The 763-nt window shown below is 44.7% G+C and carries 1 protein-coding gene; it reads right to left on the reverse strand.

All coding sequences use genetic code 11. The annotated features are described in order from the left end of the window. Positions 1–227: 227 nt before the first annotated feature. On the reverse strand, positions 228–763 hold a 536-nt coding region (locus A3739_RS24520), incomplete at its 5' end, for a patatin-like phospholipase family protein (protein ID WP_197472548.1).

Consider the following 763-nt stretch of genomic DNA (forward strand, 5'->3'; position numbering starts at 1 on the left):
AAAGTTGAGTCATGGCCCAGCTTCCAAAGAGCTGGTTTATAGCCTTAACGCAGGATGGTTCTTCAGCCAGGACACAGCCATTCGCCTTGAATATGCCTTATTTGAGGAAGATACTTTCTTTATCGATTCAAGCGTCAGCGCTGAACTGCTTTATCGTTTCTAATTCGATAAGTAGTTTTTCAAGATCTTGAGACAAAAGCATCTATTTTATCGAAATGGATGCTTTGCTAGTTCTTAGACCCCATATCTATCAGGCTTTGTTTTGCTTTATAAAATCGAGACAGGATGTGGGGAACCTTCAGAGGTATGACTTCCCTCACTAGGCGCACGATATAGCGGATGAGCGCCACGTGTTTCAATTGCTGGGCTGATTTCGCACGCTTAAGCATTGCGACATAACCTTCGTTAATCAACTCACTGGTGCGCTCTCTATTGTCTGATCGGCTGTAAGAAGAGAGATCTAAACCGACAACGATATCGGCTTGCTTGAGCTGTTCTTTGGTTTTATGGTCAATACAGATATCAATGGCGTTGCCCAGCGTGTCAGCCATGTTTTTAGGTGCTTGATAGCGTTTTGTGTGCGTAAGATCAACGCAAATAATGATGCCCGCACCCATCTTACGGACTAATGATACGGGTACGTTTTCAATAATGCCTCCATCCACGAGTTTTCGTCCATTGAGCTCCACAGGCGCAAAAAGGCCAGGTACTGCGACTGACGCACAAACGGCATCGGCAACTGAGCCTTTAGTGAAGATAATTT

The organism is Oleiphilus sp. HI0067, from assembly GCF_001635735.1.